The following is a 13,233-nucleotide window of genomic DNA, read 5'->3' on the forward strand; positions in this document are numbered from 1 at the left end:
CGTGTCAGCCGCCAAACCCGGAGTGCCCGCAAGTCAATGGGGCTCACAATCCCGGCGTCTCTTATCTGCTTTATCGCCAGAGAAAACGCAAAGGATGAATAAAATATCTCAAATAGTAAACAACGCTAATGTGCAGTAACAAAATGGAACGCGGTGATTCTCTTCAGTGGGCAGAGCGCGCAAGCGGACTCGCCTTTCCAGGGCCAGACCCTGCATGGCATTTTGGCGGGCACGACGAGTATGCCCCTCCGAAGGAACTCGTGCAGGAACCGGCTTGCTAAGTCGCCGTATTAACGTTTCGATCACCTATTTCACCCGGCCGGCTCCAACTACTCGGTTCACTTGCTGGCTGAGCGGAAGGGGGCAATTCATGACTTGCCCCGAGAACTCACCGTGCCATCGGGATGACATTGGGGGTTCCAAAAGTGGGGATGGGCTAGCGGCCGCATTACTCCCAGAACGACCGGATTTATGGGATAATGAAGGGATTGAAACTCGGTCGGCCAAAGAAAGAAAAATGGCGGCAGTGCGCGAGTGACAACTGGGAGGTTGGGGCTTTGGGGCGGCGACGGGATTGGTCATCTCTCATGTGTCAGGCATCAACCGTGGTGAGGCTGTTAGGAAATTTGCAATGAAGGTAGTCGCACAGCGAGAGAGTTTGGCGGAAATGGTGCAGTTGGCCCAGGCCGTCTGTCCCGGCCGATCGGCTAGACCAATCCTGGAAAACCTGTTGCTCGAGTGCCGTGACAGTGGTGGCGCGCTGATGGCCACCGATCTTGAAGTTGGGTTGCGGCTCCACGTCCCGCAGCTGGAGGTGGAGGTGCCGGGCACCACGCTCCTCCCTGCCCGCACGATGCTCGCCCTCCTGCGAGAACTCACCGATGAAGAGATCCGGCTGGAAAGCCAGGGCGATCGGTTGCTCGTGTTGGGTGAAAAGAGTGAATTTCAGTTTCCTACGCCTGATGCGATGGAGTTTCCCGAGGTCCCCGACTACCAGGCCGAGTCCTATCATGCCTTCACGGCGCGAAATCTTTCGGAGATGCTCCGCCGCACCGAATACGCGGTCGAGACGGAAGGCACGCGATTCAATCTGGGAGGAGTCTATTTGGAGCTGGGCGACGAGAAGGTGACGGCCGTGGGCACAGATGGACGCCGGCTCGCCTGTCAGGAAGGTCAGGCGCGGCGGGTTGGCGGGCATCGTCCCAGTGAAGACGTGATCATTCCGCGGCGGGTGGTGGAAATCATCCAGCGGATCCTGTCTCGGGAATCCGATGATCAGGAAGTCAAGTTGGCGGTGGAGGACGGCAAGATCTTCGTCATCACGTCTTCGGCGGTTGTTTCCGGTCGGCTGGTGGACGCCCGATTTCCCAAGTGGCGCGAGGTCTTCCCCAAGGCCCCGGAGAAGGTCCGTGTGGATCTGCCGGTCAGAGAGTTTGCCTCGGCGACGCGGCAGGCATCTATCGTCGTGGACGATAAAAATCCTGGGATTCTGTACACATTTACCTCGGGGAAGTTGGTCCTTTCCGGCCGGGGTGCGTCTCAGGGCGAATCCCGGGTGGAACTTCCCATCGGCTACGACGGGGAGGAGGCGATGGTCCGCTTAAACCAGCGTTTCATTCTGGACTTTCTGAAAGTTCTCGGTGATGAGGGAACGTTTACACTCAAAATCTGGTCCGAGGAGAGTCCCGTGCTTGCCGAGACTGCTGACGGCTACGCCTACCTGATGATGCCGCTCGTCCTCGGCAGCAATTGACTGGGCCTCCAACGGGGAGAGATCAAGGAGTGGCGCGAAAACACCCACAACGGTCAGGTCGGTCGCAGGAGCCGCGGCATATTTCCGAGGTGGTGGCGGAGATCCTGGCACGGTCCGGGGTTGCGGAGACCCAGTCAGCCCGCGAGCTGCAGGCCGCCTGGCATGAGATCGTGGGCGCTCCCCTGAACGAGTTGAGTCGGGCGGTCAGGCTATCCCGGGGAAAGCTGGAAGTCGTGGTGACTCATTCGGCAGCCGTCCAGGAGTTGACCTTCCGCAAGCGTGAGATCCTCCGTCGCCTGCAGGAACGCTGGCCCCAGAAAGTCATCCGCGACATCCGCTTCCGCGTCGGGCCGATAGAGTAAGCACAGAACACATCTTCACGGACGACAGAAGCTTCACAGCAAAAAACGGATTCTTTCATTACTGAGGTGGTCAAAGCTGGCTATGAACGAAGACAATCTCAATAATCAGCCTTCTCTCCCGAAGGCGAGCCCCCCAGTGCCGGAACCCACAACGGCGTCTGAATCTCCGTCAGGAGAAGAAACGAACATTCGGGCTATTCAGGGGCAGAAGGAATACACCGCGGACAAGCTCGAACACCTCAGCGACCAGGAACATGTTCGCAAGCGGCCGAGCATGTACATCGGCGATACCGGCCCGCGCGGCCTGCACCACCTGGTGTTCGAGGTCGTGGATAACTCCATCGACGAAGCAATGGCGGGGTACGCCACACAGATTTGGGTCACCATCAATGGCGACGGCTCGGTGACCGTCGAGGACAACGGCCGGGGTATCCCTGTGGAGGTCCACCCCGTCATTGGCGTGTCCACCCTGGAAGGCGTTATGACCCTGCTGAAATTCGGAGGGAAGTTCAGCAAGGGGGCGTACTATACATCGGGTGGACTCCACGGTGTGGGAGTGACGGTCGTCAATTTCCTTTCCGAGTGGTGCGTGGTCGAAGTGTACCGCGGCGGCGCGGTGTACCGGCAGGAATACGAGCGAGGAAAACCAACTGGCCCAGTGCGGCGCATCGGCACCACCCATCGCACGGGAACGAAAACGACCTTCAAGCCCGACCCGCTGATCTTTCCCAACACGGAGTTCAATTACAACATCATCTACCGTCGCCTCCAGGAATTGGCATTCCTCAACAAGGGCGTCAAGATCCATTTCAAGGATCTGAGGACCAACGAAGGCGAAACCTTCTGCTATCAGCGGGGCATCATCGAGTTTGTGGAATACCTCAATCGGGCCAGCGAGCCGATCCACCCCGAGGTCATCTACATGTCCACGGAGGTGGAGGGAGTGACCATCGAACTGGCGATGCAGTATTCTTCAGAGTACACGGAGAATTTTCACTCTTACGTGAACAACATCTGCACGACGGAAGGTGGCACGCACGTCTCGGGTTTCCGCACGGCCCTCACCAGGACGTTCAACCAGTACGGCCGGCAGGAAGGGCTTTTCAAAGATCTCATTCCCACGGGAGACGACTTCCGTGAAGGCCTGACGGGGGTCCTGGCGGTGCGTGTTCCGAATCCTCAGTTTGAAGGGCAAACCAAGACGAAGCTTGGCAACAGCGAAGTAGAGGGCATCGTCAGTTCCGCGGTGGGAGACTTTTTATCGCGGTATTTGGAGGAGAATCCCAAAACCGCTCGGGCAATCATCCAGAAGGCCCTCCTGGCGGCGGAAGCGCGGGAGAGTGCCCGCAAGGCCCGGCAACTGGTCCGCGAGCGCAAAGGGGCCCTCAGCGGTGCGGGACTTCCCGGCAAGCTCCGCGATTGCACCAGCCGGGAGGTGGATAAGTGCGAACTCTATCTGGTGGAGGGTGATTCCGCCGGTGGGAGTGCCGAGGGAGGCCGCATCCGCGAATTTCAGGCGATTCTGCCCCTTCGCGGAAAGATCATCAATGCCTATAAGGCCCGCGAGGACAAGGTGCTCGCCAATGAGGAAATCCGCAGCATCATCTCGGCCATCGGCGTGGGCGTGGGGGATGAAATCGATCTTTCCAAGCGGCGGTACGGAAAGATCATCATCATGACCGACGCTGACGTGGATGGCTCCCATATCCGCACGCTGCTTCTGACATTCTTCTACCGACAGATGTACGACCTCATCAAGGCGGGGATGGTGTATATCGCCCAGCCGCCCCTTTATCGTGTTCGTCGCAAGAAGGACGTCTACTATGTGCAGACGGAAGAGGAGATGAAGAACCAGCTCCTGGAGGCTGGACTGGCCGATGCGGTCTTTGAGCCGGGCGATGGACGCACCATTGCCGGGGAGGAATTACAACGTCTGTGCCGTACGCTGGCGGCGATTGAAGCGGCGGTCATCGCCCTGGAGCGCCGCGGGATCAGCCTCCGCGAGCATGCCGCCCGACGGGATCCAGCCACCGGACGCCTGCCCGTTTACCATGTATTCCTCGATCAGAATGAATACTGGTTCACCACCCGTCAGGAACTGGACGAGTTTCTGGAAAAGGAGGAGGCCGAGACCGGGGAAACGCTCGTCGTGGAGGGCGACCACAACGGCGAGGCGGAAACACAGGAAGCATCAGAGAAAGAAACAGCATCCCAACCCCAGCGACGGCTTCATATCATCGAGCTTCACGAAGTACGCACCATCAACGCCCATTTGCAGACCCTGCGCGAGATGGGATTCGACATCGACGCACTCTTCCCCATTGAAAGAACGGGGGAGGAGAAACCGCGCTACATTCTGCGGCGAGGAGAGTCGGTGCAGGGTCTGGAAGATTTGCGCGGGCTGCTGACGGCGCTCCGCTCAGCGGGTGAGCGAGGTCTTCAGATCACCCGCTTTAAAGGTCTCGGCGAGATGAATGCCGAAGAGCTGCGGGAGACGACGCTCGATCCAGCCCACCGCACGCTCATCCAGGTGACGATGGACGATGCGGGAGCCGCCGACGAAATGTTCCGTGTCCTCATGGGCGAGAAGGTCCTGCCGCGGCGGGAATTCATCGAAAAGCACGCCCTGGAAGTTCAGCATCTGGACGTGTAGTTGGCTTCGCCCGACTTTTTGCGGTGCTCCGTCATGCCTCCCATAAGGGCGTAAATTTCGGCACAGGCGGAGGTGGCGCTGCGGCCGAAGTTAATCTTGGACAGCGAGCCCCTGTGGCTGGTAGGTCCGAAAGTTGGTCGGGGCAGTTCATGAATTGTCTCCACATGGAGCATCCGAGAGACCTCTTTCTCAGGCTTCTTTTCATTGCCAGTCCGTTTTTTCGGAGGGACGTGCTTGTCACGTCCGCTGTGCAACGTTCGATGATCAATTCCCTTTTCCCGGGCACGACAGGCGTGCCCCTCCGGTCCTTTTTCTCGGAGGGACCTGCTCGTCAGGTCCGTTTCTTCGGAGGGACCTGCTTGTCGGGTCCGCCGTTCAACGCTGGATCGTCCATTCCGTTTTACCGGGGACTGAAGTCCCACGCCAAAAGCGGGGCTAAAGCCCCGCACTCCATGGAGTGCGGCGATTTATCGCCGCTTTCTGGTGAAGGCTTTAGCCTTCGCCACCTTGCCGTTTACGGTGCTTTGCCGTGACCACGAAAGCGCACTCGTAGGGGCAATTCACGAATTGCCCGTACGTAGAGGATGTGGTGCAGCCGCCTGTCGTCCCCTTCGAGGATTCTCTTCAATCAATCGAGTGATTTAATCATTTGATTGACTTTTTTGAAAACCAAGATAGGATAGCTTAAAGAGGACCGCAAACGTATCCGCCGCAGGAGACAGTCGTGAAGGCTCGCACAACAAAGCACCGAGGCAAGTCGGTTCCGCGGGGAGATCAAACCCGTCAGCGGCTTCTGGAAGCCGGGATCGAGGCCTTTGCGCAGTTTGGACCGGAAGAAGTGGGGATTCGCCGGCTGGCCGCCGCTGCAGGGGTCAACAGCGCGGCGCTGTCGTACTACTTTGGCGGGAAAGAGGGATACTACCGGGCGGTTCTGCGCTTTCTCATCAATACGGTGGGGCGATCGATTCGGGAGGCCGCGGAAGCGGCGGAACAGTCGCTTCGTCGGCAGCCCGATTCGGCCAGTGCTCGTCAGCTCCTGTGCCAGTTCATGCGAACGCTGGTAACGGTTGTGCTCACCAAACCCTATGCGGAGGCCGCGGCGGCTATCATCTGGCGCGAGCTTCTCCGGCCATCGAGCGGGTTTTCCATTGTGTATGAACGGATGATTCGCCCGGTCCACGAGGTGATCACAAGGTTGACGGCAGCGGCAATGGGCACGCAGCCTGACGACCCGCAGGCCGTCCTGCTGGCCCATACTCTGTGGGGACAGGCGGCCATCTTTCGGCTTGGCTTTCATGTGCTGCGCCGCCGTTTGAAGTGGCGCGGGCGTCGATTATCGCAGGAATGGGTGGACCGCATTGCCGACACCGTGGAGGCGATGGTGGCGCGGCTCTTCTCTTCGGATACGCCGGCGGAATCAGAACACAGTCGCAGTAGGACATTGCTCCCATGAAGAAGCGCATCATTTTGCTGGTGATCGTGGCGGTTGTTGTTGGGCTCTCCTTGTGGAGCGCGCAGCATTACCGGGTTTCGCGCGTGGCACGGGTCTCGTCGGCCCAGCCGTGGTGGAAGGTCTGGCTGGAGGAAGTCTCTGGTAAGGTGTGGGAACTCCACGGGAATGTGGAAATTCGCGAGGTGCGTCTGGGTTTCAAGGTGCCCGGGCGGATTGTCCGCCTCCATGTGGACGAGGGAGACACAGTAAAGCCGGGACAGCTCTTGGCGGAACTGGATCAGGCTGAATTTCTGGACGCGGTGCGTCAGGCCGAGGCAGCCCTGGAAGCGCGGCGGGCTGAGCTGGCGGCCCTCGAAAATGGTTCCCGTCCTGAAGAGATCGAGAAAGCCCGGGCATTGACGGAGGCTGCCCGGGTGGCCGTCCGCAACGCGGAAATTGCGCTCCGCCGCGCAAAGGAGCTGGCGCCCAAAGGGGCGGTTTCCCAGGAAATGCTGGATAATGCCCAGGCGGCCTACGATCAGGCCGTGGCCAACTACCAGGCGGCGGTGGCTGCACAGCGGCTGGTGGAGGTGGGACCACGTCAGGAAGAGATCGACCGCGCCCGGGGCCTTGTCCGGCAGGCGGAGGCCGTCCTGAAAGATGCCCAGCGACGGCTGGGCGACACGAAACTGCTCTCGCCCGTTTCGGGAGTGGTGCAGGTCCGGGTGCACGAAGTGGGTGATTTCGTCAACACCGGCGAGCCGGTCTTCTCCATCGCAAGGCAGGAAGAAGTTTGGGTGCGGACGTATGTGGCGGAAGAAGACCTCGATCGCATTCGGCCGGGGATGCAGGTGGTGGTGCTCACCGACGGTGGGAACCAATTCCTGGGGCAGGTGGGATTCATTTCCTCGGTGGCGGAATTCACGCCCAAAACCGTGGAAACCCGCGAGGTGCGAACGAATCTCGTGTATCGCGTGAGGGTACTGGTCAACGATCCGGAGTGCAAGCTGCGGCAGGGAATGCCGGTCCGCGTGCGGATTTCCGCCGAAAAGACCTTCGCGAGTGATCAACCGGGGAAACAGCCGTGATTCGTTTCGAGCAGGTGACCAAGACATTTCCGCGAAGCCAGCGCCCGGCCCTCCATGAGGTCACGGTGGACATCCCTGCTGGGGCCATCACGGGTTTGGTCGGACCGGATGGCGCCGGCAAGACCACCTTTCTCCGCCTTGCGGCAGGACTGCTCGTTCCCACGAGCGGCCGGATTCTGGTACTGGGGCAGGATACACAAAAAGATCTGGGTTTTCGGGACCATCTGTCGTACATGCCGCAGAAGTTCGGTTTGTACGAGGATCTGACTGTCATCGAAAATCTTCATCTTTATGCCCGGCTGCGAGGCATTCCCCGCGAAGAGGAAAAGGCGAGCATCGACCGACTTCTCGCTTTCACCGGTTTGGCGCCGTTCACCCGACGGTTGGCGGGGCATCTTTCTGGCGGCATGAAGCAGAAACTGGGCCTGGCCTGTTCGATGCTGCTTCGTCCAAAGATCATGCTCCTCGATGAGCCGGGGGTGGGCGTGGATCCTGTTTCCCGCCGAGAGTTATGGAAGATCGTTTGTGATGAGCGCGATCGGGGCGTGGGGATTATTTGGAGCACGCCCTATCTCGACGAGGCCGAACGCTGCGATTACGTGCTCGTGCTCTATGAGGGACGGATTCTGTTCTTTGGTCGGGCGGCCGAGTTCACCGAGCGGGTTAAATGTCGGACGTTCCTGGCGGAGGTCTCGCCAGAACAGCGGCGACGAGTCACCCGGGAATGGCTGGTGGATCCCGACATTGTAGACACGCGGATTCAGGGGCAGCGGGTGCGGGTGGTGACGCGGAATGGGGCAGAGGCCCTGGCACACCGGTTTCCGAACGTCACCCTTTTGCCTACCGAACCACGATTTGAAGACGCATTCATCGACGCGTTGGGGGGCATTCCCAAGGAATACGTCGTTTTTGGCGCGAATGGGGCAAAGGTCACCCAAGACTCGCGGGAGGAGGTGATCGTCGCGGAGAATCTTGTCAAACGTTTTGGAACCTTTACGGCGGTGGATCACGTCTCTTTCCGCGTGCGTCGCGGCGAGGTGTTTGGGCTTCTCGGGCCGAACGGGGCAGGAAAAAGTACGACTTTTCGCATGCTGTGCGGACTCCTCGCCCCCACCGCCGGTCATGCCGCCGTGGCAGGCAGAGACCTCCGTACCGCACGCGCCGAGGCCAGACAGCACATCGGTTACATGGCCCAAAAATTCAGCCTCTACGGCAATCTGACGGTGAAACAGAACCTGGAGTTTTTTGGTGGGGTGTACGGCCTGCGTGGGGAACGGCTTCGGCGTGCCATTGAGCGGGCCCTCGAGGAATTTGAACTGGGGCCCTTTGCTAACCAGAAGTCCGCGCTCCTCCCTCTGGGATTCAAGCAACGGCTGGCTCTGGCCACCGCCATTCTCCACCGACCGGCGGTGGTGTTCCTCGACGAACCGACGAGTGGCGTCGATCCACTGGCCCGCCGCGAATTCTGGTTGCGGATCGACCAGCTTGTGGAAGGCGGTGCGGCCGTCATCGTGACCACGCATTTCATGGACGAGGCGGAGTACTGCGATCGCGTGGCGCTGATCAATCGGGGGCAGATCATCGCGATGGATACGCCGGACGGAATCAGGGCGATGGTGCAAACCCCGGATCGCCCGAACCCCACCCTCGAGGACGCTTTCATCGAGCTTCTCGTTCGCGCCGGACAAGCTGGCAACACTGCCGCGTGAAGGAGGATAACACAGTGGACCAGGACCACTCCGTTTCATCGCAAACCGACGCTGCTTACCAAAGCCGGCGGACGCGAGGAAGAATCCGGCTCCGCTGTGTGCTCGCCCTCACCCGAAAAGAAGCCTACCAGATTTTCCGTGATCCCAGCAGTTTGATCATCGCCTTTGTATTACCCAATATTCTGCTTCTCCTTTTTGGTTGGGGTATTTCCCTGGACCTGGGCTATATCCCCATCGGCGTGGTGGTGGAAAATCGCTCCGCGGATACAAACCGGATCGTTGCCGCTTTGAGAGGAAGTCCCTATTTCATGGTGCGCGAGGCCGAGCATCGCAAGGAACTGGAATCCCTGCTGGTTGGCGGGCGGATTAAAGGACTGGTCGTGCTCTCGCAGGATCTGAGCGCCCGACTGAATGTGGGCAGTGCCCCGGTCCAGGTTCTCGTGGCTGGCAGCGATGCCAACACGGCGGAGCTGATCGTCGCATACATGGAGACGGTCCTCCAGAAAGATCGTTTGCATTGGGCGGAAGAAGAGGGTCGGCCTCTCCGATCTGGAATCATCAACATCGAAGGCCGCGTCTGGTACAACCCGAACATGGATTCGCGCTCGGCGATTCTGCCGGGCTCAATTGCCGTCATCATGACGCTCATCGGGACGATTCTCACCTCACTGGTGGTCGCCCGGGAATGGGAGCGCGGCACCATGGAGGCCCTGCTGGCCAGTTCCATCACTCGAGCGGAGTTCCTGCTGGGAAAATTCATTCCGTATTTCGCGCTCGGGCTGACCGCCATGATGCTGGTGGCCATCGTATCGGTGGTGGTTTTCGCCGTGCCATTTCGCGGTTCCTGGGCGGTGCTGGTGGGTGTCTCGGCGGTTTATCTGACGGTAGCACTGGGCCTGGGGCTTTTCATCTCCACCGCCACGCGGGACCAGTTCGTCGCCACGCAGGCCGCCCTCATCGTGGGCTATTTGCCGTCGTTCATCCTCTCGGGTTTGGTCTTTGAGATCGACAGTATGCCACTCCCCATTCGGGTTTTGACGCACGTTTTGCCGCCGCGCTATTTTGTCTCTGCCCTGCGAACGCTGTTTCTGGCGGGGAATGTCTGGGATGTGATCATCCCAGACACGCTCATTCTCTGTATCTTTGCCGCAGTCTTGTGGAATCTGACCATTCGTAAGACCCGGCTGACACTGGAGTGATTTTGGGGGGATTATGTTCGAGCGGATCCGTCGTCTGGTGATCAAGGAGTTTCTCGCGATTTTTCGCGATCCGGCCAGCCGCATGGTGGTGACAATTCCACCGCTCGTTCAGCTTTTGGTCTTCAGTTTCGCCGCTACCCTGGAAGTCCGCAACGCAGGCCTGGGAATCTACAATGAGGACGGCGGGCTTTTCGGTCGCGAATTGGTGGCGCGATTTTGCTCCGTGCCCGTCACCTTTTCGCGAATCGTTCCCTGTGAAAGTCTGGACGACGTCCGGGAGGCTCTGGATACCCAGCGGGTGCTGGCCGTGGTTCATGTCCCCCAGGATTTCAGCCGGGAATTGCAGTCGGGACAGACGCCGACGGTGCAGGTACTGCTCGACGGCCGACGATCCAATGCCGCGATGGTGGTGCAGGGCTACATCGGGCGGATTATCGCTCAGTTTGCACAGGAACGCATGACAACCAATGAGAATCGCCGCACCCGGTCGCCGCAACTTGTGTCGGTCACCCGGGTGTGGTTTAACGAAAACCTGCATCCTTTGTGGAGCTCGGTCCCGGCGCTGCTGGGTATTCTCACCAACCTGGTGGCCCTGCTGGTGACGAGCCTTTCCGTGGCGCGGGAACGCGAACTGGGCACGTTCGACCAACTCCTCGTTTCACCGCTCCGTCCCGGGGAAATCCTTGTGGGAAAGGCTGTGCCTGCCTTCGTGGTCGCCTACGTGGAGGGGGGTCTCATGGTGGCGGTTGCGGTGACCATCTTTGGCATTCCTTTTCGAGGGTCGCTCTTGCTCCTGGCGGCTGCGCTGTTTGTGTTTCTTCTCGCCATCGTGGGAATTGGCCTGTGGATCTCTTCCCTTGCGGCGACGCAACAGCAGGCACTTCTGGGGAGCTTCACCTACATGGTGCCCGCGGTGTTACTTTCGGGATTCGCCACGCCCGTGGAAAACATCCACCCGGCTATTCGCTGGATTTCCGACATCGATCCCCTTCGCTACATGGTGGCCATCAATCGGATGATGTTCCTGGAGAATCCAACCCCCGATGTCGTTCTGCCCTACGTTTGGCCGCTGATCCCGATTGCCGTCTTCACGCTGGTCAGCGCCGCGTGGCTGTTCCGCCATCGGTTGGAGTGACGGACAACTTAAATGATGCCGTGGAGGGGCTGGCCCGGGGCGGCCAGCGCTTCCACCCGCCGCACAATCTCCGGGTCTTCTACAAGGGGCGGCGGATGTTCCGGCTTGGCCCGGGCATCGATGACCAACGAGCCGTGACACCCCCAGTGCTTCTTGTGAATGAATTCCTCAATCCCGTGAATATCTCCCGCTGGATCGCTGCGGGTGAACGTGGTCCACAGGAAATTGTCGAGAGTCCGCGCGGTGAACTCGCTGTCGTCCACCACAACGATAAGCGGAAAGAGGTTGATCGCATCCTGCCGCTTGTAGAAGGCGCAGAATTTCTTGATGTTTTCATCTTCCCCCTGTTCATTGCGGGAAAACGGCGGGCCCTGGACCACGAGAATGCCGGGCAACATCACCCGCGGATCGGAAAACCCCAGATCTTCCGGAATCCGAATCCGGGAATCGAGGGCGACGGGCAACGTTCGTCGCGGCTTCCCCACCGCTGCAATCACGACTTTGGAACCCTGATTGAGGGCCCCCCCTGTGTAGTCGAGAGTATCTGCCGTCGTGCAGGTTTGAAAATGGACATCCCGCCGCCAATCGACGCGCTCCAGAATGTGTCGCAGAAAATCATCGACCTCGTAGACACTCAACTCGGGATTGTCCTCGCCAGCCGCGATGAACAGGTACTTGGCGAGAGAGAGTTGCCCATGGCCGAGGAGGGCATTGGCCAGCGTCAGAAGCTCCTGGGGCCGCTTTCGCTCGTCGTAGGGGGTGTAACGTTCGCTGCCGATGGCGAGGAGGAGTGGGTGCACACCAGCGGCATCCACCGCGTGCACCGCACGGATGCCGGGAATCGTTTTCGGGATCACCGGCCCCACGAGTTCGTGAATGAGCTTGCCAAACATGGAATCTTCCTGGGGTGGTCGCCCCACCACCGTGAACGGCCAGATCGGCTGCGGTCGATGATACACATGCTCCACCCGCATCACGGGAAAATCATGCGCCAGGCTGTAATAGCCGAGGTGATCTCCGAACGGGCCTTCGGGCAAAAGCTTCTTGGGTTCAATGTATCCCGTAAGGACGAAATCCGCCTCGGCGTAGATGGGTAACCCTTCCGGCTGCCTGATCATCGGAATGCGGTGTCCCCCTAAAACCCCGGCGAAGAAAAGTTCACTCATGCCCTCAGGGAGCGGCATGACGGCGGCCACCGTCATCGCAGGTGCACCCCCGACAAACACGTTGACCCGCAGCTTCTGCTTCATCTCGATGGCTTTCGCATGGTGGACGCCAATCCCGCGATGGATTTGATAGTGGAGTCCCACTTCGCACTCGGGGTCGTACTTTCCTCCGGTGATTTGGACGCGATACATGCCCAGGTTGGAATGGGCAAAGCCGGGCCGGGCGGGATCCTCTGTATAGACCAGGGGAAGCGTGATGTACGCGCCGCCGTCGTTGGGCCATGAACGCAGCTTGGGTAGCTGCCGGAGGCTGATTTCATGGGCGGTGGCGGGTCCGCGGCGAACGAGTTTCGGCCAGGCCCGCCAGCCCCACCACGGCAGTTTCATGAGCAGTCGCGGGCGCCGCAGCCAGTCGGCCGGATCAATTCCCAGCGAAATCAGCTTCGCAAGATGATCCAAAGTATCGCGAAAAATATAGCGGATGCGGTCCATCGTCCCGAACAGATTGCTGACCATGGGGAAGCGGCATCCGCGAACCGAAGCGAAATAGAGAGCGGGACCGCCCGCCTTGAAGACCCGCCGTTGAATGGCCGCCATTTCCAGGTCCGGATCCACCGGCACGTCGATCCGAATCATCTGACCGGTGGCCAGGAGGTCATTCACGCACTGGCGGAGTGTTCGGTAGCCCATGCTGTCTCCTCATGTGCCTGAGTTACTCCCTCCCCGAATCCGCGCT

At 59.7% G+C, this 13,233-nt stretch carries 9 protein-coding genes; 8 read left to right on the forward strand and 1 reads right to left on the reverse strand.

Going from position 1 to position 13,233, the window contains the following annotated elements:
- Positions 1-631: 631 nt before the first annotated feature.
- From dnaN to THTE_RS00045, 8 genes are all read left to right on the forward strand, one after another.
- Positions 632-1,753: a DNA polymerase III subunit beta gene (gene dnaN / locus THTE_RS00005; protein ID WP_095413495.1), complete on the forward strand. Its 1,122-nt coding sequence runs from the start codon at positions 632-634 to the stop codon at positions 1,751-1,753.
- A 29-nt stretch (positions 1,754-1,782) separates the two neighbouring features.
- The gene (locus THTE_RS00010; protein ID WP_157731543.1) at positions 1,783-2,115 is read left to right on the forward strand and encodes a DciA family protein; all 333 of its coding nucleotides are present in this window, start codon (positions 1,783-1,785) and stop codon (positions 2,113-2,115) included.
- 82 nt (positions 2,116-2,197) lie between these two features.
- Positions 2,198-4,768, forward strand: a complete 2,571-nt coding sequence (locus THTE_RS00015) for a DNA gyrase subunit B (protein ID WP_095413497.1) — start codon at positions 2,198-2,200, stop codon at positions 4,766-4,768.
- Between the two features lie 724 nt (positions 4,769-5,492).
- Positions 5,493-6,221: a CerR family C-terminal domain-containing protein gene (locus THTE_RS00025; RefSeq protein ID WP_095413499.1), complete on the forward strand. Its 729-nt coding sequence runs from the start codon at positions 5,493-5,495 to the stop codon at positions 6,219-6,221.
- Positions 6,218-7,288: an HlyD family secretion protein gene (locus THTE_RS00030; RefSeq protein WP_095413500.1), complete on the forward strand. Its 1,071-nt coding sequence runs from the start codon at positions 6,218-6,220 to the stop codon at positions 7,286-7,288. Before THTE_RS00025 ends, THTE_RS00030 begins: the two co-directional genes overlap by 4 nt.
- Positions 7,285-8,997, forward strand: coding sequence for an ATP-binding cassette domain-containing protein (locus THTE_RS00035; protein ID WP_095413501.1), 1,713 nt, complete (start codon positions 7,285-7,287; stop codon positions 8,995-8,997). The genes THTE_RS00030 and THTE_RS00035 overlap by 4 nt, the downstream gene beginning before the upstream one ends.
- 14 nt (positions 8,998-9,011) lie before the next feature.
- Positions 9,012-10,196: an ABC transporter permease gene (locus THTE_RS00040; RefSeq protein WP_157731544.1), complete on the forward strand. Its 1,185-nt coding sequence runs from the start codon at positions 9,012-9,014 to the stop codon at positions 10,194-10,196.
- 13 nt (positions 10,197-10,209) lie between these two features.
- Positions 10,210-11,331, forward strand: coding sequence for an ABC transporter permease (locus THTE_RS00045; RefSeq protein ID WP_095413503.1), 1,122 nt, complete (start codon positions 10,210-10,212; stop codon positions 11,329-11,331).
- A gap of 8 nt (positions 11,332-11,339) precedes the next feature.
- On the opposite strand, the gene THTE_RS00050 is transcribed toward THTE_RS00045, so the two are convergent.
- Positions 11,340-13,187: a UbiD family decarboxylase gene (locus THTE_RS00050; RefSeq protein WP_095413504.1), complete on the reverse strand. Its 1,848-nt coding sequence runs from the start codon at positions 13,185-13,187 to the stop codon at positions 11,340-11,342.
- Between the last annotated feature and the right edge of the window lie 46 nt (positions 13,188-13,233).

Origin of the sequence: Thermogutta terrifontis (genome assembly GCF_002277955.1) — a bacterium.
GTDB lineage: Bacteria > Planctomycetota > Planctomycetia > Pirellulales > Thermoguttaceae > Thermogutta > Thermogutta terrifontis.

What these genes read in the sequence shown, in the direction of transcription:
- dnaN (WP_095413495.1), top strand. Translation starts at nt 632, where the DNA reads ATGAAGGTAGTCGCACAGCGAGAGAGTTTGGCGGAAATGGTGCAGTTG.
- THTE_RS00015 (WP_095413497.1), top strand. Translation starts at nt 2,198, where the DNA reads ATGAACGAAGACAATCTCAATAATCAGCCTTCTCTCCCGAAGGCGAGC.
- THTE_RS00030 (WP_095413500.1), top strand. Translation starts at nt 6,218, where the DNA reads ATGAAGAAGCGCATCATTTTGCTGGTGATCGTGGCGGTTGTTGTTGGG.
- THTE_RS00045 (WP_095413503.1), top strand. Translation starts at nt 10,210, where the DNA reads ATGTTCGAGCGGATCCGTCGTCTGGTGATCAAGGAGTTTCTCGCGATT.
- THTE_RS00050 (WP_095413504.1), bottom strand. Translation starts at nt 13,187, where the DNA reads ATGGGCTACCGAACACTCCGCCAGTGCGTGAATGACCTCCTGGCCACC.